A 20,655-nucleotide genomic window follows, 5' to 3' on the forward strand; every position below is an offset into this window, starting at 1 on the left:
TAAAAAAGTTGGCATGCTTCCTGCATTTATCAAATTGTCAAAGATGACTTTCAATACGAATAACGGCCAACGATGCCCGTTCTGATCGTAGTTGCACTTTAAAAGGGTGCAACTGATATTTCGTTCAGCACAGGATAAATGACATGGTCAGTTGTTCAGCAATACAAACCGTACGGGCATTTCAACCTTTGATCCAGCATTTCAAACAGCTGGGCACGGTATTTACCACCCATTCAAACAGTCGACATATCAACCACTAGATCTGATATGTGGCTTTTTATCGTCTTTAAAAAAACAATAGTCGGAGCGCAGATATGAAAATTCTCATGATTGGGCATGGCATGGTGGGGCATAAATTCATCGAATCTGTACTGGAACAGGCCGGTGATGACATTGAGCTGACCATTTTGGCAGAAGAGCCACATTTGGCTTATGACCGGGTACATTTGACCGAATATTTCAGCGGCAAGTCGGTCAAGGATCTGAGTCTATGCCGTAGTGATTTCGCCGATGCCTATGGCATTGATTTACGACTGAATACCAAAGCAGTTGAAATGGATCAGCTGAATAAAACGGTAACGACTAATCACGGTGATGTGCTGAGTTTTGACAAGTTGATTCTTGCCACCGGCTCTTATGCCTTTATACCGCCAATCCCGGGCAATGAGCGTCAAAACTGTTTTGTCTATCGTACTATTGAAGATCTGGACGCGATTCGTGCCGCCAGCCTGAATGCAAAAACCGGTGTGGTGATTGGTGGCGGCTTGCTCGGACTGGAAGCAGCGAAGGCATTACGAGATCTGAATCTAGACACCCATGTGGTGGAATTTGCACCGCGTCTGATGGCGGTGCAGATTGATGATCTGGGTGGCCGGGTATTGCGTTCTAAAATCGAAGATTTAGGCGTCAAGGTTCATACCCAGAAAGCCACATCAAGTATTGAAGATGGTGACAGCACTCAGCATGTAATAAAGTTTGGCGATGGCTCAGTCCTTGAAACCGACATCATTTTATTCTCTGCCGGCATTCGCCCACGTGATGAACTGGCCCGGCAGAGCGGTCTGCTCATCGGTGAACGAGGCGGTATCATCATTAATGATTATTGCCAGACCTCACATCCGGACATTTATGCCATTGGTGAATGTGCACTTTGGGACAATAAAATTTATGGTCTGGTTGCACCAGGCTATGACATGGCGCGTATCGCAGCGAAACATGTACTGGGCCAAGAGAGTCATGCATTCGCTGGCGCCGACATGAGCACCAAGCTCAAACTGATGGGTGTGGATGTTGCTTCTATTGGTGACGCACATGCCATGTCACCTGGTGCCTTGAGCTATTTCTATGCTGATGAAGCCGCGCAGGTTTATAAAAAAATCGTGGTGTCAGCAGACAGGACCAAGCTGCTGGGCGCGGTGCTGGTGGGCTGTGCCAAAGAGTATAGCGATCTCCTACAAATGATGCTGAATGGTCTGGCTGTGCCGGAGCAACCGGAAAGCCTGATCATGCCAGGCTTTGATCAGTCAACTTCCAAATCGGGTGGCAGTGGCATCGATTTATTGCCTGACAGTGCGACCATCTGTTCCTGTAATAACGTTTCCAAAGCTGATATCTGTTCAGCCATTGATGGCGGTGCAACTTCATTGGGTGCACTGAAAAAATGCACGCAGGCTGCAACGGCGTGCGGTGGCTGTGCGCCACTGGTGACGCAGGTTCTCAAATCCGAATTACAGCGTCAGGGTGTCACGGTGAACAATCACCTGTGCGAACATTTTGCCTATTCGCGTCAGGAACTGTATCACCTGGTACGCGTGCATGAAATCAAGACTTTCTCTGACCTGATTCAGCAACATGGTCATGGGATGGGCTGTGATATCTGCAAACCGACTGTGGCCAATATTCTGGCATCCTGCTGGAATGATTTTGTTCTGAAACCAAGTCATGCCGGTTTGCAGGACAGCAATGACTATTATCTGGGCAATATCCAGAAAGATGGTTCCTATTCGATTGTGCCACGTGTGGCAGGCGGCGAGATCACCCCGGATGGCCTGATTAGCATCGGTCAGATTGCCAAAGATTATGGCTTATATACGAAAATCACGGGTGGACAACGGATTGACATGTTTGGTGCGCAGGTACATCAATTACCGGAAATCTGGGGAAAACTGATCAATGCCGGTTTCGAGTCCGGACATGCCTACGGCAAATCCTTACGTACCGTGAAATCTTGTGTGGGCAGTACCTGGTGCCGTTTTGGAGTCGATGATTCTGTCGGCTTGGCGATTTTCCTGGAGAACCGTTATAAAGGCCTGCGTTCACCACATAAAACCAAAATGGCAGTATCTGGCTGTACCCGTGAATGTGCAGAAGCACAGAGCAAGGATGTCGGTGTCATTGCCACGGAAAAAGGCTGGAATCTGTATGTATGCGGCAATGGCGGTATGAAACCGCGCCATGCTGAACTACTCGCCTCGGATCTGGATACTTCCACACTGATCAAATATATCGACCGCTTCTTTATGTTCTATATCCAGACGGCAGACCGTCTGCAGCGCACCAGCGTATGGCGTGACAATATGGAAGGCGGGCTGGACTATCTGAAAGATGTCATTGTGCATGATTCACTCGGTATTGCTGCTGAACTGGAAAGCCGTATGCAGCATGTGATTGGCACTTATCAGGATGAATGGCGTACCGCAATTGAAGATCCTGAAGTGCGCAAACGCTTTAAGACCTTTATTAATGCCAAAACAGCCGAGCAGAATGACCCGCATATTCAGTTTGCGCCTGTACGTGGCCAGATTCGTCCAAAGACAGAAGCTGAACGTGATTTAAACCGTATTCCAGTGGTTGAAGCCTAAATACCACAGTCAGGGAGAATGAAAATGACAATTTTAAAAGACATGAACGAACTGTACTGGTACGAAGTCTGTCATCTGGATGAGATCACCCCGAATACCGGTGTTGCAGCCCTGATTGAAGATCAGCAGATTGCAATTTTTCGCGTGGGTCAGGAACAGCGGGTTTATGCGCTTAGCAATCAGGATCCGTTTAGTCTGGCCAATGTCATGGCACGTGGCATTCTGGGTGATCTGCAAGGTGAGCGTGTAGTCGCATCCCCAATTTACAAGCAGCATTTCAGTCTGGTGACCGGTCGTTGTCTGGAAGAACAAGAGCAGAAATTACTAGTATTTCCAACCCGAATTGAAAATGGCAAAGTTCTGGTGAGTCCAACTCCACAAAAGACCTATATTTCCAGTAATGGTCAAAACACAGAGCGTTTAAAACTGGTACTGGTCGGGAATGGGCTAGCGGGTATGCGTTGTCTGGAAGACTTGCTGGATATGGCGCCAGATCGTTATGACATTACCGTGATTGGGGAAGAGCCATGGGGTAATTACAACCGGATCATGTTGTCACCGGTATTGTCTGGTGAGAAAAGCTTTGCCGAAATTATGCTGCATTCAGCCGACTGGTATGCCGAAAAAGGCATTCGATTCATTGCTGGAGATGCTGCCATCTCTATCGACCGTTCACGTAAGCAGGTTCATACCGAAAAAGGCGAAGTCGTTGCTTATGATCGTCTGATCCTCGCGACCGGTTCGAAACCTTTCGTACCCCCAATTCCAGGTACTGAACTTGAAGGCGTGATTAGCTTCCGGGATATTCAGGATGTTAACCGCATGCTGGATTACTGCAAAACCAAACAAAACGCCGTCGTGATTGGGGGCGGCCTGCTCGGACTGGAAGCAGCTTATGGACTGAAGCAGCAGGGGATGAATGTGACTGTGCTGCACTTGATGGACCGTATTATGGATCGTCAGCTGGACATGAAAGCCAGTCAAATGCTGAAAAAATCAATTGAAGACAAAGGTATCCAGATCATCACCAAAGCCGACACCGAAGAGCTGCTCGGTATTGATGGTCACGTGACTCAACTGCGTTTAAAAGACGGGACAATGCTGGATGCCGATTTGGTGGTTTTTGCCATCGGGATTCGTCCGAATAAAACCTTGGCTGAACAGGCTGGCCTGCGCTGCAATCGCGGAGTACTGGTGAATGACACCATGCAAACCTATGACCCGAGTATTTATGCAGTGGGGGAATGTATTGAGCATCGTGGCCAGACCTTTGGACTGGTTGAGCCACTCTGGGGGCAGGCCTTTATCTGTGCGACACATCTGGCTGAACATGGCCGACTGACCTTTAAGGCACCACCTGTTCCGACCCAACTCAAGGTTAGCGGATGTGATGTCTTCTCAGCCGGAAATTTCGAACCTCAGGATGATTTTGAAGATATCGTGCTAAATGATGAAAAGCGTCAGATCTATAAACGGATCATTATCCAGCAGGACAAAGTCATTGGTGCTGTGCTATTTGGCGATACTGAAGATGGGGCTTGGTATGCAGAACTGATTGCAGACCAGACACCGATTAGTAATATCCGCAGCAAACTGCTTTTTGGTCGGGATTTTGCATTAAGGAAAGTAGGCTAATCGGATAAAGCTCTCCAGCCCTTCTTTAGCAAAGGAGGGTTGGGGAGGATTAAATTTTAGGCTTGCTCATTCAGAAATTATATTGCTGGATAAGCCTTCAATTGTAGGTTGGTGCAACAAAGCCAATTACATTTAAAAATATGGCACGTTATTTGCTGATCTATTTAGTAAATATGGCAACGGCGCCATGACACGATTGATCTGCTTAAATAATGCAAGGCAAAGACGCCTAGGGTTGAAATAGACCTTAGGCGTCTTTTTATTTAATAACAGGCAAGAAATTTTTATATAAAGGGGATAAAACTATGGCTTATCTTGCTCCTGCAGAGTTTGCAAAAAAAGTAGTCGATGCTGGTGAAGCAAAACTGCATATGGCCACACGTGATGTTGTAATTCGTGCATTTATGGCCGGTGCGATTCTGGCGCTGGCAGCAGTATTTGCGGTGACGATTGCTGTACAGACAGGGGTGCCACTGATCGGTGCACTGTTATTTCCAGTCGGGTTTTGCATGTTATATCTATTGGGCTATGACCTGCTGACCGGGGTATTTGTATTGACTCCTTTGGCCTGGCTAGACAAACGTCCAGGGGTGACATGGGCGCGTATTTTAAAAAACTGGGGGCTGGTGTTTTTAGGCAATTTTATTGGATGTTTAACCGTCGCAATCTTGATGGCGGCGGTCTATACCATGGGTTTCGCAGCTGAACCAAACGAAGTCGGCGTAAAAATTGCTCATATTGGTGAAGACCGGACTTTGGGTTATGCCGAATATGGCTTTGCTGGCTGGATGACCATCTTTATACGCGGCATGCTGTGTAACTGGATGGTGTCACTTGGTGTGATTGGCGCCATGATGTCAACAACTGTAAGTGGAAAATTCATTGCCATGTGGATGCCGATCATGCTGTTCTTTGCCATGGGATTTGAGCATTCTGTCGTGAATATGTTCCTGTTCCCATTTGCCATGATGATGGGCGGTGATTTCTCGATTACAGACTATTTCTTGTGGAATGAATTACCGGTAGTGCTGGGTAACTTGGTTGGTGGTTTAGCTTTAACTGGTCTGGCGCTGTATACCACGCATGTCCGTACAGGTGATAAAAAAGAATTTTAATTTGAGCATGATATTTATGTCTTGAAATTGAAGGGATCGATTCGATCCCTTTTCGAGTGTCTACAATGAATAAAAAATTAAAAATCAGTATCGGACAATATTCTTCCGCCGGAATCAAAGCACAAAATCAGGATTTTTATGGCATTTATATTCCTGAAGGCCATGCGCTGAGCAGCAAAGGTATTGCCTGTGCCATTGCAGACGGGATTAGCAGCAGCAATGTCAGCCATATTGCGGCAGAAACGGCGGTCAGTAGTTTTTTATCCGATTATTATTCAACTTCGGATGCATGGAGTACCCAAACTTCAGCTGCTCGGGTGATTCGTGCGACCAACTCTTGGCTGTATGCGCAAACCCAACAGAGTCAGGGACGTTTTGATAAAGATCATGGTTATGTCTGCACCTTGAGTGCACTGATTTTGAAACAAAACAGGGCACATATTTTTCATGCAGGTGATGGCCGTGTTTATCGCATTCAAGCCCAAAGCATTGAACAGCTGACCATTGATCATCGGGTTCGTTTATCTTCAACCGAGCATTATTTAAGTCGTGCTTTAGGTGTAGATCATCGGATTGAAGTCGATTATCAACAACTTGAATTATGTGAAGATGATTTGTTTCTCTTGATGACCGATGGTGTCTATGAATTTATCGATATACAGCAGATCTCGGATATGCTGCAGCAAAAACAAAATCTGGATACTATTGCCCAATCTATCGTCGAACTGGCCTTAAAGCGCGGCAGCGATGACAATCTCACCATTCAAATCATCCGAATTGATGCATTAGCTCAAGAGAAAAGCTTTCAGATTCAGGAAAATATTTTATTTCCACAGCAACTCAGTCATGGTGATTTGTTTGAAGGTTATCGCATTCATAAAATCCTGCACCAAAATCATCGCAGTAGCCTTTATTTGGCGCAGGATGCAGCCACACAAGCTCAGCTGGTCATTAAAACCTTGTCTGTCGATTTGCAGGATGACCTGAAAGCAGTGGAACAATTCCAGCTGGAAGACTGGGTATCCAAGCGTTTAAAACATGAAAACCTGATGCACTACTATCCGCATACAGGCAGTAAAAAGTTTTTATTTCAAAGTTATGAATACTTGCAAGGGGAAAGCTTAAACCGATGGCTACATCGTCAAAAAACTGCTTTAAGTTTAAAACAACTGATTCCGATTATTGAACAGGTGGCCAAAGCACTGAATGCCATGCATCGACTTGAAATGCTGCATCAGGATGTACGGCCAGAAAATGTCATGCTGCTTGAACCGATTGATGCTTTGAAAGTAAAACTGATTGATTATGGATCGACGGCAGTTAGAGGGCTGGTCGAACTGAATCCTAAACATGCAGATGTGCCTTTGGGAACGTTGGCATTTATGGCACCAGAGTATTTTATAGGGCGCTCACCCTCGGTAAAATCAGATCAGTTTTCACTGGCAGTGATGAGCTATTATTTATTGACCCGGCAATTGCCTTATGGGACAGAGCTGGCGCGCTGCAAGACCGAAAAAAAATTAAAAAAGGTACGCTATCATTCACTGTCTGAATATCGTCCGGATTTGCCCAAGGGTTTGGATGCGATTTTTAAAAAAGCACTGTCAATTCGTCCAGAGCAACGTTATGAGGCACTTTCAGCATTTATCTATGACTTGAAACAGCCTGATCTTGAATTAAAAAAATCTGTTTCACGTCCTGTGATTGAGCGTCATCCCCTGACATTCTGGAAATGCTGCACCGCGATTCTGTTTATCTTATTACTCTTGGTCTTTTCCCTATATTTTACAAAATAAAGCTCTTTAATAGGCTATTCAATTATATTTTTTGAATTGTCAGCAGCAAGTTCGGGAATGTTTGGCATATTATTCAGTCCAAATATCTGCTTATTCTATGTGCAGGTTTTAATGAAACAGTTGCTGTTTGCATCACTTTATGTTCACGCGGTTTTCACCCTTTTTCTGCTCAATGAGTGAATAATTTTTGAATATGAGTCAGGTTGAGTCTGATCCAAAATTTATCCTTTAGCCCAGATCCAAGACCCAGTGCTCAGTAATTTTCTCAAAATATATAAACGACTGTGGGCTCGATCCAAGACGATGCTATGAGCTAATTCAAATCGATATGCTACTCAATTTCAGTGAGCTTTGAATATGAAGTAACTGGTTTAGTCCACTATGAATTTAACGCAGTATTACATTATGCCAACTGGAAATACATGTGTGCAGAATTAAATAGCATATTATTTAATATCAAATACTTAATTATTAAGTTCTTGGAACTTGTGAGGATGTGGTAGCTATCTTGCAAGTTGTATAATCAAAAAATACCAAAATTACATCAAAAAATATACGCTGATCAGTCAGTTTTTTGGCAGAAAATAATGCCTTGATTCGGCATTGTTCATTTATGCTACAGCATAATTTTTAAAACCAGAATCCCTCTAGGATTAGGATCATGTATACAGGATTGTATAAACCCGATATGAGCACGAGAACAATTCCGCTGAACAAAAAACCGCTAAGCTTGATGATCCTTTCAGTTCTTTCCAGTGCTGTCTATGCTGAAACATCTCGCAGCCAGCATCCTGTGCAACAACTCAACACCATCGTGGTCAGTGCTGAACAGACAGATCCGCAGCAGCAATACCAGACCGAGCTTGCGCAAACCTCAGGTGGAACCAATTTTATTTCAGCCCAGCAGCTTGAACATCAACATATTGCAAATAATGCCGATGTATTTCGTCTGCAACCCGGTATCTATGCTCAATCCCCGGGCAATGAAGGCGCCAAAGTGTCTATCCGTGGCTCGGGTATTAACCGGACATCAGGTGCGCATGCCTCTGGTACCTTTGTGCTGATTGATGACATTCCATTTACCGGGCCGGGCGGCACCGCTTATGAATTACTAGAGCCTTGGTGGATTGATCATGTCGGCGTCTATCGCGGTGCAAACGGTTTTAAACAGGGGGCGCTGGCGCTAGGCGGAGCGATTAACTATAAAAGCAAGACTGGTGCCGAGCAGAATGGTTCTGAACTGAAGTATGAGGCAGGCAGTCATGGTTATCAAAAATATCAGTTCAGTACCGGCCGTAAACTGGATCAGCTGGATTATTATCTGGCACTAACGGGTAACCAGTTTGACGGAATTCAGGATCATGCCAAAGGTGATGGCAAAGGCCTAGCTTTTAATCTCGGCTACCAGATTAGCCCGGACATTGAAACCCGTTTTTATGCCCGTTACCGTGAGAGCAAACATCTGACACCGGGGCGTATTAGGCAAGAACAATTAAAAAACAATCCTAAAGTAGCTGATCCTAATTTTGTAGGAATTGATGCCAAACGTATCCAGTCGGGCAGTACCTGGCTCGCCAACACCACCACCTGGAATTTACAGGATGATGCAAAATTGACTGCTAGTCTGGCATATCATCATTATCCGTTAGACTTACGTGAAAGTCGCTATCGTACCAATGTCGATTATGAAGATATTACTGCACGTATTCAGTATGAAAAGCCCTATCAATTGTTAGGTCTGGAACATCAGGGGCGTATTGCCTTACGCAGTACCACCCATCGTCCAAACAGTGGTGTAACGGAAACTTTAAGATTTAATACAGAAATTGGTAATCAAACATATCCGGCAGATACGGTCACACGCCGTTATACCTATCGTGGTTCAGACAATGTATTGCAATTTGATCAGCAGACGGCGCTCAATGACCAGCTCTCCCTAGATCTGGGGCTTGCAGCAGTCTATGCCCATCGTGAAAGTGAAGTGACTTATCCAGTTGCCAGTTCTAAGATCAATCAGTATGAGTGGGATTTTGCCCCACGTCTCGGGATGACTTATCAACCGAATGAGTCTGTGCAGTGGTTTGCCAATTTAAGCCGCAGCATTGAACCGGCTCATCCTTGGGCGATGGCATGGTCATCCCCCTATTATTTTGATGAAGGGGTTGCCTCAGGTCGGGTACGTGCTCCGATTCATTTAAAAACCCAGACTGCAAATAGTTTTGAAGTGGGTGGACGTGGCCAATCAGGCTTTGGTGACTGGGCGCTAAGCTATTATTATTCTAAAGTTAAAAATGAACTTTTAACGTCTGAAATGATTAAGGATTATGGAAATAATGCTGACCCTTCAGAAGATAGAATTGGTGTAGAAGCAAATGCCACGCCAACCATTCATCAAGGCGTCGAACTCAGTTTAGATACACCTCTACGCGAATTTCAACACGGTGAGTTGCGCTTGCAACAGGCCTATACACTGAGTGATTTCCAATATAAAAATGATCCGCTATTTGGCGAAAACCAGTTGCCCGGGATTCCAAAACATTTGTATCAGGCACAGCTCAGTTATGCCATGCATAATGGTTTTTATATTGGCCTGAATACCGAATATGCCTCTAGAATGGCGCATGATTATGCCAATAGCCGCTTTAGTGATGATTACCAGATCTGGGGCATTGATCTGGGTTATGCACCTGAACATCAGTCCTGGAAAACCTGGATCAACTTCAAGAATATTACCGATGAAAAATATGCTGCGGTCGTGATTCCAGGCTATAACGATCAAGGTGATGATGTAGCCCGATCTTCGCCGGGAGAAGGATTCTCGACTTATGCTGGCGTATCTTTCAAGTTTTAAAAGTTAGGCTTTAATAGCAAAAAAAGAGCGGGGATTAACCCGCTCTTTTCATTGGTCAATTTAATATCAGAAGTGCTTCTTGATTATCCCTGGATAATTCCATTGACGCCCGTGACGATCATGTCGATCGCAATGGTACCAATCAGCAGCGCAGCAACACGGCCAACAATATCCACATATAAATCTATATAGTTGGAATATTTATGCTGCAAATGATCATGCAGGTATTTCATTAAAATCAGCAGGCTACAGGTCAAAAACAGGGTAAGAAAAATCACCAGCATCGTTTGCCATAAACTGAGCTGAATTCCGGTAATCACCGCCGCTGAAATGGTGCCCGGGCCAATCATAAATGGCATGGCAATGGTGCCTGCCAGATGATGAGGCGCCCCACGCATCACGCCAATGGTATCGGCGCCTTCAAAGACATAGCGATAACCAATCACCAGAAAAATGATACCGCCAAAAATCTGGAAAGATTCAAAACGGACATGCAGTACTTCCTGAAAAAAGGCTTCACCGGTCTTGGCAAAAATAATAAAGACGATAAAGCTGATCAGGCTGCCCTGAATCAATGCCATGTTAAAGACTTTGGCTTCGGAATTACGGATAATTCCGAGCATATAAATACTCATCAAAAATGGATTGAGTAAAGAGAAGAACAGGGCAAAGGCATGTAAGCTTTCTGACATTATCGATTCCTTCTAGGGCCTTGGACGGTATTAATTTTCACGGTCTGGAAACAGCGGGCGTGTACCCGGACTGATACGGTTAATATGCAGATACATCATATGACGTTCATATTTATCCAGAATGTCGTTAATGACCTGTTCCTTGCTATAACCGACCAGATCATTGCCTTGCGAACCTTCAAACAGATAGCTTTCCAGACGATAGTAATAACGTTTGGCACGTTTCCCGCGCGAACTGAAGTTTGGGGTGTCATAACGCACCGGCCAGATTTCATAAACAAAATTTTCTTCTTCATCGAGCTGAATAATCAGATCCAGATGATAGAGTTCCGGTTCATCCTCTACCGGTTTTTCCTGTACATCAACATGCACACCTTTAGTGATGAGTTCGGCTGCAACAGCCTCAATAGCCGGTTTGCACACCTCATTTAGCATGCTTCGGGTCTGGGGCAGGCTTGGATGTAACATCACCCGACTCAGCCGTTTTTTCCAGTTAAAGATGTCCACGTTTCCGACCACAGGTGCCGCATTCATACTGGTACTGGCCTGACGGAAATCTTCCAGACGCAGGGATTTATACAGGCCCGCCATGACAAAGAAAATCACAAAGCTAAAAGGCAGTCCCATAATAATGGTGGTGTTTTGCAAGGCTGTAACACCGTTGGCCATCAGCATCGCCAAAGTCAGCAAGCCAATCGCAATGGCCCAGAAAATACTCAGCCAGCGCGGTGAATCATGCTCGATATTGGTAAATTTAGTGGTGAAATTCCCCAGTACCAAAGCGCCAGAATCCGCAGAAGTGACATAGAACAACAAACCGGTAATGGTCGCGATCCCTGCGATAAAGCTAAAGCCAGGATATTGCGCCAGCAAGTCATAGAAACCATGTGCCGGATTTTCCAGGACTGTGGTCGCCAGTTGAGTATTGCCATCAAACATGACGCTATGGAGTGCACTATTACCAAAAATAGATAACCAGGTCAGGGTAAATAATAGGGGAATAATCAAGGTGCCGGCGACAAACTCACGGATGGTTCGTCCACGTGAAATACGCGCCAGAAACAGCCCGACAAAAGGAGACCAGGCAATCCACCAGGCCCAGAAGAACAAAGTCCAGCTATTCATCCATTCTTTAGGTTGCTCAAATGGAAAACTGGTTAAGGACAGCTTTGGAAACTGACTGATATAGTCACCAAAGTTCTGAATCAGGGCGGCCAGCAAGAATTCGGTATTGCCCATCATTAAAATAAACAGTAACAGGCCAATCGAGACATAAATATTAATTTCTGAAAGGACGCGGATGCCTTTATTGACACCGGATGCAACAGAAATAATGGTAATAATCACCGCGACTGCGATTAATCCGGTCTGTACCCACAGGTTTTCCGGTAAATCAAACAGCACATGCAGGCCGTAATTGAGCTGGACCACACCAATACCGCAGGTGGTCGCAATACCGAAAATCGTGCCGAGTACTGCCGCAGTATCGACCGTATGCCCAATCGGACCATGAATCTTTTTACCAAAAATCGGATAGAGTGCTGAACGGATGGTCAGTGGCAGGTTATAACGATAACTGAAATAGCCCAGGGCCACACCTATCAGTGCATACATGCTCCAGCCAGTTAAACCATAGTGGAACAGGGTCCAGACCATGGACTGGCGAGCCGCCTCGAAAGTCTGGCCTTCACCGACGGGTGGATTCATATAATGCGAGAGAGGTTCCGCCACCGAGAAGAACATCAGGTCAATCCCGATTCCGGCAGAAAACAACATGGCTGACCAGCTTAATAAACTAAATTCAGGCTTGGAATGTTTAGGCCCTAATTTAATTTCCCCATAACGTGAACAGGCAATAAAAATAATAAACACCAGATACAAAGTGGCAGCCAGCAGGTAATACCAGCTAAATGTACGACTGACCCAGTTCAGAATATTGGTGATGACCAGATTGGCCTGTTGATTGAATAAAATCGTGACGAGAGAAAAAAGCAGAATAAGTGTTGCTGAAACATAAAACACCACTTTATTCAGACTATCCTGCACTTGTTCAGTTTTCTTTTGCATAAATCTGTGACCGTAGTTTTATTGTCATGTGATTTACAGCGCAGTTCGATTTGACACAGGGTTCGACACTTAAAGAGTCAAAGCCGAATCAATTACAAACATTTGCAAATCCAAAACAAACTGCGCTGTACATCTGAGGTTGCTAGGCACTATAATTTTTATTAATTGATCGTTCAATTAAAAAAACGTTTTTTAATGTTACCTCATTCTGCTATTGCAGCATGAGTCCGATTTATAGATTCGTTATTCAGGTTAGTCTTATGCCAAAAGTTGGTATGCAACCGATCCGCCGTCAACAGCTTATTGACGCGACCCTAGCTGCTGTAAATGAACTAGGTTTTGCAGAAACCTCAATCAGCCAGATTGCACAACGTGCCGGTGTTTCGACCGGCATCATAAGCCATTATTTTGGCGGGAAAAATGGCCTCATTGAAGCAACAATGCGTTATTTATTGCAGCAGTTAGGTAAAACCGTGGCAGAGATGCAGACCCAGGTGGATGCCACACCTGAGCAACGTTTGCTTGCCATTGTACGGGGTAATTTTGCTGCACCTCAAACCAATAAGGCCGCTATGAAAGTCTGGCTGGCATTTTGGGCCAGTAGTTTACATCAGCCTGAATTACACCGGTTGCAACAGGTCAATCACTACCGTTTACATTCCAATCTTAAGTACGAATTTATGAAAGTGCTGTCCCAATCAGAAGCAGAAACAGCGGCTCAAGGACTGGCTGCACTGATCGACGGATTCTGGTTACGCGGCGCACTGATCAGTGGCGAAATTGATCCGGCGATGTCGATCGAACTGTGTAGCCAGTTTATCCAGCAGCAATTGAAATCACACCAATAGGCGAGGGAATTACATTGACTACATATAAGCTACAGCGTCCTTATATCCACGGACAATATGTCGATGCGACATCTAATCAGACATTTGAAAGTATCAACCCTGCGACTGGCGAGGTTCTGGCTGAAATCCAGATCTGTAGCAAAGAAGATATCGATCGCGCTGTAGAATCTGCGCAAAAAGGCCAGAAAGTCTGGGCGGCAATGACAGCAATCGAGCGCTCCCGGATTTTAAATAAAGCCGTTGCTATTTTGCGCGAACGTAATGATGAACTGGCGCGTATTGAAAGTCTCGACAGTGGCAAAGCCTTTAGCGAAACCTCTACAGTAGATATTGCCACTGGTGCAGATGTACTCGAATATTATGCCGGAATCTTGCCTGCGCTCGAAGGACAGCAAATTCCGCTGAGAGAGACTTCATTTATTTATACCCGTCGTGAACCTTTGGGTGTTGTGGCCGGCATTGGCGCCTGGAACTATCCGATTCAGATTGCCCTATGGAAATCTGCACCTGCACTGGCAGCAGGCAATGCCATGATTTTCAAAGCCAGTGAAACAACACCTTTAACCGCACTCAAACTGGCGGAGATTTATACCGAAGCCGGTGTACCGCATGGTGTGTTTAATGTCGTGACGGGTAGTGGCGAAATTGGGGGTTACTTAACTGCGCATCAGGATATTGCCAAAGTGTCGTTTACTGGTGGTGTTGCGACGGGCAAAAAAGTCATGGCACAAGCAGCAGATTCCAGCCTGAAAGAAGTCACCATGGAACTCGGTGGGAAATCTCCCCTGATTATCTGTGAAGATGCCGATCTTGATCTTGCCGCTGACATTGCCATGATGGCCAATTTTTACAGCTCAGGTCAGGTCTGTACCAACGGCACCCGGGTATTCATTCCCTATACCTTAAAAGCGGCTTTTGAAGAAAAAATCTTGCAGCGTATTCCTCATATCCGTATAGGCGATCCGCTCGATCCGGAAACCAATTTTGGGCCAGTCTCTAGTTTTGCGCATATGCAGAAAGTACTGAAATTTATCGAGCAGGGCAAAATCGAAGGGGCACGATTACTTTGTGGTGGTGGCCGTGCCACACAAGGTGATTTGGCCAAAGGTGCCTACGTCTTGCCCACGGTATTTAGTGACTGCCGGGATGATATGAGTATCGTCCAGCATGAGATCTTTGGGCCTGTCATGAGCATTTTAAGCTATGACTCTGAAGAGGAAGTCATTCGCCGTGCCAATGCGACCGAGTACGGACTGGCTGCGGGTGTTGTCACGCCTGACCTTGCCCGTGCGCATCGTATCATTCACCAGATTGAAGCCGGAATTTGCTGGATTAATACCTGGGGCGAATCTCCAGCGGAAATGCCGGTCGGTGGTTATAAACACTCGGGCGTAGGGCGTGAAAACGGAATTATGACCTTGCAGCAATATACCCAGACCAAATCGGTTCAGGTGGAATTGAGCCCATTCCAGTCCGTGTTTAGCGCATAAGGAGGTCTCCGCTTGATGAATTACGATTATATTATTATCGGGGCAGGCTCGGCCGGAAATGTGCTGGCTGCTCGATTGACTGAGGATCCGGATACCAAAGTCTTGCTATTAGAGGCGGGCGGGCCGGATTATCGTCTGGATTTTAGAACCCAGATGCCGGCAGCCTTGGCTTATCCTTTACAGGGACGCCGTTATAACTGGGCCTATCTGACCGATCCTGAACCACATATGAATAATCGCCGCATGGAATGCGGACGTGGTAAAGGCCTTGGTGGCTCATCGCTGATTAATGGCATGTGTTATATCCGCGGCAATGCCATGGATCTGGAACAGTGGGCCAGCTTGAAAGGTCTGGAACACTGGAGCTATGCAGAATGTCTGCCCTATTATAAAAAGGCTGAAACGCGTGATATTGGTGGCAATGACTACCATGGCGATGCCGGGCCGGTTTCAGTCGCAACACCAAAAAATGATAATAATGAACTGTTTCATGCCATGATCGAGGCCGGTGTACAGGCAGGTTATCCACGAACAGATGATTTAAATGGCTATCAGCAGGAAGGCTTTGGCCCGATGGATCGTACCGTGACGCCAAAAGGTCGTCGTTCCAGTACTGCGCGCGGTTATCTGGATATGGCCAAAGGGCGCGATAATCTCACCATTATTACCCATGCCATGACCAATAGAATTTTGTTTAGCCAGAAGCAGGCGATTGGCGTGGAATATTTTGAAGGGCAAAATGCCTTACAACCCATTCAGGTCTTTGCCGATAAAGAAGTTCTGCTGTGTGCTGGGACGATTGCTTCCCCGCAAATTTTGCAGCGTTCAGGTGTGGGTCCTGCCGCATTATTAAAAAGTCTGGACATTACAGTCGTTCAGGACTTGCCGGGTGTGGGCGAAAACTTGCAGGATCATCTGGAAATGTACCTGCAATACCAGTGTAAAAAACCGGTCAGTCTCTATCCCGCCTTAAAGTGGTATAACCAGCCGATGATTGGTGCTGAATGGTTATTTCTAGGCACAGGTATTGGCGCCAGTAATCAGTTTGAAGCAGGCGGCTTTATCCGCTCCTCCGACGAGTTCGACTGGCCCAATATCCAGTATCATTTCCTGCCGATTGCAATTAACTATAATGGAACCAATGCCATTCATGAGCATGGTTTTCAGGCGCATGTCGGTTCGATGCGTTCACCCTCCCGCGGGCGTATACAACTCAAATCCAAAGATCCGTTTGAGCATCCAAGTATTTTATTTAACTATATGAGTACCGAGCAGGATTGGCGCGAATTCCGGGATGCCATCCGGATTACCCGGGAAATTATGCACCAGCCAGCACTTGATCCTTATCGGGGTGAAGAAATCAGTCCGGGTCAAGCTGTACAGACAGATACCCAGATTGACGAGTTTGTGCGTAATCATGCTGAAACCGCATATCACCCATCTTCTAGCTGTAAAATGGGCGAGGATGATATGGCAGTTGTGGACGGTTATGGCCGGGTACATGAAATGCAGGGTCTCAGAGTCATTGATGCTTCCATCATGCCCTTAATTATTACCGGAAATTTGAATGCCACCACCATCATGATGGCCGAGAAACTGGCAGATCATATTCGGGGAAATCCGGCTTTAGCTGCATCGACTGCGCCGTTTTATCAGGCAGCTCGAGTCTCAAGCCAAGCTTGAAATTTCTATTTTACAGGTGGAAATAGGCATAAACTTATATTAATTATGCGTTAAAATAAGCTGTATATTTTGATATTAATCAATCTTTAAGTAGGGCTGCATCATGTGTTCAGCCCTTTTATTTACCTAAAAAGAATTTTATATTTTATGAGAATCTTAAATCAAACCTTGCTCTTCGGCTGTGTCACATTTTCCAGTATTTGTAGTTTTGCAAATGACGTTCAAAATACTCAAATACAAGCAAGTGGCAACCTGAGCGTGGTGTCTAAATATGTATCACGTGGTTTAAGCAATGCACCGGAAGACGATAATATTGCACTACAAGCAGGGTTGAATTTGGCCTATGGCAACTTTTATGTGGGCTATTGGGGTTCTACATTGGGTTATTCCTATGCTGAGGTGCAAGGACGCAAAGGGCATAGCACCGATAAATTCGAGCATGATTTTCTGGTCGGTTATACGCACAGCTCGGAACATTATGATTGGGATTTCTGGAATGCCACCTACTATTATCCAGGGGGCGAAAACACCACCGGTAATGAGTTGGGTTTAAATGTCAGCCGTATGCTGGATGAAAAAACCAGTATTGGCGCGAGCGTATCGACCTATCTTTATGATGTGGCCTATGCCAATCAGGGCGATACCTTTTATACGCTGAATCTGAACCATCAATTGAATGATCGTGTGAATGCCAGTCTGACTGCTGCAGGTAGCTATTTTAATGATGAAGGCAAATATGAAGGTGGAGAACTGGGCGATACCCAAAAACAGCATGCCTTCCGTTATGCGTCTGCTGGACTGAGTTATGCAATCTTGCCTCAATTAAGTGTGTCAGGCGAATATCTGCTGGGGGGCTATGACCGCTACGGTGACAAGCAGCGAAATCTGGCTTTATTCGGTTTAAGCTATGATTTTTAAGGCCTTAAAGCTTAGAAGATGAAATTATTGTTAATCTGTCTATACATATTTTAAAGCTACATCAGAAGCGCTCATTCGATATTAAAAGCAACACATGGATCGTCACAAATTTTAAATGTGTTGATTCATGTTGTTCCTATTTCTTAGCTTTATAGAAAATATCGCGGAAAAACTCACAAACGTTATCAATTTCATCAAATGACTCTATAATAGCGCCCATTCTTAAAGGGTTCGCCGTAGTCTCATGACTACGTTATTACCCTGATTTATTTTTAAGTCAAGTTCTCCTGCGTGATTCGGCTTGTACATTCAGATTCAGCATCTTATTTGTCCATGGCGGCACATAAGAACATTTAGGTGTCCACATGGAAATCAAGGTCAATTATCTCGACAATCTGCGCCAAGAAGCCAAATTTGATGACTTCACGGTGATTGCCGATCAACCGATTCGTTACAAAGGCGATGGTTCTGCACCCGGTCCATTCGATTATTTTCTGGCCTCATCGGCACTTTGTGCAGCTTACTTTGTCAAAGTATATTGTGCAGCACGTGATATTCCGACCGAAAATATTCGCCTGTCACAAAACAATATTGTCGATCCTGAAAACCGTTATAAACAGATTTTTAAAATTCAGGTTGAACTGCCAGCTGATATTTCAGAAAAAGACCGCCAGGGCATTTTACGTTCGATTGACCGTTGTACGGTCAAGAAAGTGATCCAGACTGGCCCTGAGTTTGTGATTGAAGAAGTCGAAAGCATTGATGCCGATGCGCAAGCCTTGTTAATGCCAAGTCTGGCCTCGGCAAACAGCACCTTCATTCCGGGCAAAGATCTGCCTTTGGAAGAAACCATTGCCAATATGTCTGCCATTCTGGCCGGTCTGGGCATGAAGATTGAAATCGCATCATGGCGCAACATCGTACCAAATGTATGGTCATTGCATATTCGTGATGCACAGTCGCCAATGTGCTTTACCAATGGTAAAGGGTCAACCAAGGAAAGTGCGCTGGCATCTGCACTGGGCGAGTTCATCGAGCGTCTGAACTGTAACTTCTTTTATAACGACCAGTTCTGGGGTGAAGACATTGCCAATGCAGAATTTGTACATTATCCAGATGAAAAATGGTTTAAGCCGGGTCCAAATGGCGAACTTCCACAGGAAGTCTTAGACGAATACACGCTTGAAATTTATGATCCTGAAGATGAACTTTTAGGTACTCATCTTTATGACACCAACTCGGGCAACACCGAACGCGGCATTTGTTCACTGCCATTTGTACGGCACTCTGATGGTGAAACTGTTTATTTCCCATCAAATCTGATTGAAAACCTTTACTTAAGTAACGGCATGAGTGCAGGGAATACCTTGCCTGAAGCTCAGGTGCAATGCCTGTCAGAAATCTTTGAACGTGCAGTCAAGCGTGAAATTATTGAAGGTGAACTGGCTTTACCGGATGTGCCTGAACAGGTGCTGGCAAAATATCCAAAAATCGTGGAAGGCATTAAAGGTTTAGAGGAACAGGGCTTCCCGGTGCTGGTCAAAGATGCTTCATTAGGCGGCCAATTCCCGGTAATGTGTGTGACCTTGATGAACCCGCGCACTGGCGGTGTGTTTGCCTCTTTTGGTGCGCATCCAAACTTTGAAGTGGCACTTGAACGCAGCCTGACTGAATTGTTGCAAGGTCGTAGCTTTGAAGGTCTGAATGACCTGCCAAAACCAACCTTTAGTTCAAATGCCGTGACTGAACCAAACAACTATGTCGAACACTTTATCGATTCGAGTGGTGTGGTGTCTTGGCGTTTCTTTAGTGCCAAAGCAGATCATGAATTCGTGGAATGGGATTTTACCAATAATGGCCAAAACTCCAATGCAGATGAAGCTGCAGCTTTATTCGGCATTCTGGAAGAGCTCGGTCATGAAGTCTATATGGCGGTTTATCAGCATCTCGGCGCAACAGCTTGTCGGATTCTGGTGCCAGGCTATTCTGAAATCTATCTGGTTGAAGATCTGATCTGGGACAATACCAACAAGGCTCTGGCATTCCGCGAAGATATCTTGAACCTGCATCGTCTTGATGAAGAACAGCTTGAAGCACTGGTAGAGCGTCTGGAAGAATGCGAACTGGATGATTATACCGAAATCAAAACCCTGATCGGGGTTGAATTCGATGAAAATACTGAATGGGGACAGCTCACTATTCTTGAGCTAAAACTCTTGATTTATATCGCTTTACAGCAATTTGAAGAAGCCAAGGATCTGGTTGAGCAGTTCTTGCAGTTCAATACCAATACCGTTGAACGTGGCCTGTTCTACCAATGCATGAATGTCGTGCTTGAAGTATTGCTCGATGATGATATGGAGCTGGAAGATTATGCACACAACTTCCGCCGTATGTTTGGTGATGAACGTATGGATGCGGTTATGGCTTCAGTTGAAGGCACGCTTCGTTTCCATGGCCTGACTGAAACCAGCATGAAGCTTGAAGGTCTGGATCGTCATTTACGCCTGATTGATAGCTATAAAAAACTGCATGCTGCGCGTGCCAAGTTTGTCGCAAAATAAATCAATTCCCTGAATGACTCAAATTTTAGTCGTTCAGGTCTGATTTTAAAATGGCTGATCCGGCTTCGGGTCAGCCATTTTTTCAGCACGACATAAACCAGATTATTTTCCTATCTCATTTCAATAGATAGAGTG

At 45.2% G+C, this 20,655-nt stretch carries 12 protein-coding genes; 10 read left to right on the forward strand and 2 right to left on the reverse strand.

Features of this window, described 5'->3' with window-relative positions:
• Positions 1-314 precede the first annotated feature (314 nt).
• The 5 genes from nirB (at position 315) to FTU90_RS12175 (ending at position 10,258) form a co-directional block, all read left to right on the forward strand.
• Positions 315-2,861 carry a nitrite reductase large subunit NirB gene (gene nirB / locus FTU90_RS12155; RefSeq protein WP_218945106.1) on the forward strand — a complete coding sequence of 849 codons (2,547 nt, stop codon included), beginning with the start codon at positions 315-317 and terminating at the stop codon, positions 2,859-2,861.
• A gap of 24 nt (positions 2,862-2,885) precedes the next feature.
• Complete coding sequence (gene nirD / locus FTU90_RS12160; protein ID WP_180072718.1) at positions 2,886-4,496, forward strand: nitrite reductase small subunit NirD; 1,611 nt, start codon at positions 2,886-2,888, stop codon at positions 4,494-4,496.
• Between the two features lie 305 nt (positions 4,497-4,801).
• Positions 4,802-5,611: a formate/nitrite transporter family protein gene (locus FTU90_RS12165; protein WP_005170868.1), complete on the forward strand. Its 810-nt coding sequence runs from the start codon at positions 4,802-4,804 to the stop codon at positions 5,609-5,611.
• A 65-nt stretch (positions 5,612-5,676) separates the two neighbouring features.
• Positions 5,677-7,407, forward strand: a complete 1,731-nt coding sequence (locus FTU90_RS12170) for a bifunctional protein-serine/threonine kinase/phosphatase (protein ID WP_159138106.1) — start codon at positions 5,677-5,679, stop codon at positions 7,405-7,407.
• A gap of 688 nt (positions 7,408-8,095) precedes the next feature.
• Complete coding sequence (locus tag FTU90_RS12175; RefSeq protein ID WP_159138190.1) at positions 8,096-10,258, forward strand: TonB-dependent receptor domain-containing protein; 2,163 nt, start codon at positions 8,096-8,098, stop codon at positions 10,256-10,258.
• Between the two features lie 83 nt (positions 10,259-10,341).
• Here the strand turns inward: FTU90_RS12175 and FTU90_RS12180 are convergent, their stop codons facing one another.
• The gene (locus FTU90_RS12180) at positions 10,342-10,950 is read right to left on the reverse strand and encodes a MarC family protein (protein WP_100357603.1); all 609 of its coding nucleotides are present in this window, start codon (positions 10,948-10,950) and stop codon (positions 10,342-10,344) included.
• Between the two features lie 30 nt (positions 10,951-10,980).
• On the reverse strand, positions 10,981-13,017 hold the full coding sequence (locus FTU90_RS12185; RefSeq protein ID WP_159138107.1) for a choline transporter: 2,037 nt from the start codon (positions 13,015-13,017) through the stop codon (positions 10,981-10,983).
• 260 nt (positions 13,018-13,277) lie between these two features.
• On the opposite strand from FTU90_RS12185, the gene betI reads away from it, so the two are divergent.
• The 5 genes from betI (at position 13,278) to FTU90_RS12210 (ending at position 20,520) form a co-directional block, all read left to right on the forward strand.
• Positions 13,278-13,865 carry a transcriptional regulator BetI gene (gene betI / locus FTU90_RS12190; protein ID WP_159138108.1) on the forward strand — a complete coding sequence of 196 codons (588 nt, stop codon included), beginning with the start codon at positions 13,278-13,280 and terminating at the stop codon, positions 13,863-13,865.
• 14 nt (positions 13,866-13,879) lie between these two features.
• Complete coding sequence (gene betB / locus FTU90_RS12195; RefSeq protein WP_180072720.1) at positions 13,880-15,355, forward strand: betaine-aldehyde dehydrogenase; 1,476 nt, start codon at positions 13,880-13,882, stop codon at positions 15,353-15,355.
• Positions 15,356-15,370: 15 nt separating this feature from the next.
• Positions 15,371-17,038 (forward strand): choline dehydrogenase, encoded by a 1,668-nt coding sequence (gene betA, locus FTU90_RS12200; protein ID WP_180072722.1) that lies wholly within the window; start codon positions 15,371-15,373, stop codon positions 17,036-17,038.
• A 147-nt stretch (positions 17,039-17,185) separates the two neighbouring features.
• A complete protein-coding gene (locus tag FTU90_RS12205; RefSeq protein ID WP_180000139.1) occupies positions 17,186-17,956 on the forward strand; it encodes a hypothetical protein in 771 nt (256 codons plus the stop codon).
• A gap of 365 nt (positions 17,957-18,321) precedes the next feature.
• Positions 18,322-20,520 carry an OsmC domain/YcaO domain-containing protein gene (locus tag FTU90_RS12210; protein WP_074382772.1) on the forward strand — a complete coding sequence of 733 codons (2,199 nt, stop codon included), beginning with the start codon at positions 18,322-18,324 and terminating at the stop codon, positions 20,518-20,520.
• Positions 20,521-20,655 lie beyond the last annotated feature (135 nt).

This window comes from Acinetobacter sp. YH12200 (genome assembly GCF_013418175.1).
Lineage (GTDB): Bacteria > Pseudomonadota > Gammaproteobacteria > Pseudomonadales > Moraxellaceae > Acinetobacter > Acinetobacter pseudolwoffii.

Bases quoted from the DNA above. Each gene is read 5' to 3' on its own strand.
- nirB (WP_218945106.1), top strand. From the start codon at position 315: ATGAAAATTCTCATGATTGGGCATGGCATGGTGGGGCATAAATTCATC.
- nirD (WP_180072718.1), top strand. From the start codon at position 2,886: ATGACAATTTTAAAAGACATGAACGAACTGTACTGGTACGAAGTCTGT.
- FTU90_RS12165 (WP_005170868.1), top strand. From the start codon at position 4,802: ATGGCTTATCTTGCTCCTGCAGAGTTTGCAAAAAAAGTAGTCGATGCT.
- FTU90_RS12170 (WP_159138106.1), top strand. From the start codon at position 5,677: ATGAATAAAAAATTAAAAATCAGTATCGGACAATATTCTTCCGCCGGA.
- FTU90_RS12175 (WP_159138190.1), top strand. From the start codon at position 8,096: ATGAGCACGAGAACAATTCCGCTGAACAAAAAACCGCTAAGCTTGATG.
- FTU90_RS12180 (WP_100357603.1), bottom strand. From the start codon at position 10,950: ATGTCAGAAAGCTTACATGCCTTTGCCCTGTTCTTCTCTTTACTCAAT.
- FTU90_RS12185 (WP_159138107.1), bottom strand. From the start codon at position 13,017: ATGCAAAAGAAAACTGAACAAGTGCAGGATAGTCTGAATAAAGTGGTG.
- betI (WP_159138108.1), top strand. From the start codon at position 13,278: ATGCCAAAAGTTGGTATGCAACCGATCCGCCGTCAACAGCTTATTGAC.
- betA (WP_180072722.1), top strand. From the start codon at position 15,371: ATGAATTACGATTATATTATTATCGGGGCAGGCTCGGCCGGAAATGTG.
- FTU90_RS12205 (WP_180000139.1), top strand. From the start codon at position 17,186: ATGAGAATCTTAAATCAAACCTTGCTCTTCGGCTGTGTCACATTTTCC.
- FTU90_RS12210 (WP_074382772.1), top strand. From the start codon at position 18,322: ATGGAAATCAAGGTCAATTATCTCGACAATCTGCGCCAAGAAGCCAAA.